Below are 536 nucleotides of genomic sequence, written 5' to 3' on the forward strand. Positions count from 1 at the left end.
CGCGCTATGTGACGTATAACTTACGCGACAACGTGATCGTTCCCGAACCGGGCAATTTGGCCGTCACGAAAATCACTACCGATCCAGCGGCTATCTACCATCCGGGCGACACTATTGGTTACGACATTGAGGTGAAAAACACTGGCAGCGGCTATGCAACTGACGTATTGATTGCGGATTTGTGGAAAACCATTCGTACTGAAAAAGCGGGTTCTGCCTTGCCTGTTCGTGCCTTTGAGGGTTGGTCGGATGTCAGCGTTAGCGTAGATGGAACGGATCCGAGCTTAACTCAAGCTGTGTCGGGCTCAGAAGTAACGGGCGATAACGGTTATCAAGTTCGTTACAATATTCACCCTGATCATAGCGTCAAGCTGCATGTAGAAGGTTTGGTCAAAGCCGATCTGGTTGGTGATATCACAAATGTGGTCGAAGTCAATGACGCGACGAGTAAACAAGACGCGCAAGCGACGTATGTTGCAGCTGCCGCAGATTTGAATGTGACAAAAATCGTCGATAAAACTCAGTATGAGTCTGGC

At 49.1% G+C, this 536-nt stretch carries 1 protein-coding gene; it reads left to right on the forward strand.

From position 1 onward, the window contains the following. A partial coding sequence (locus tag R7093_RS27645) for a hypothetical protein (protein WP_318147332.1) occupies nt 1-536 on the forward strand: 536 nt, incomplete at both ends.

It is taken from the genome of Vibrio sp. 1580 (assembly GCF_033340055.1).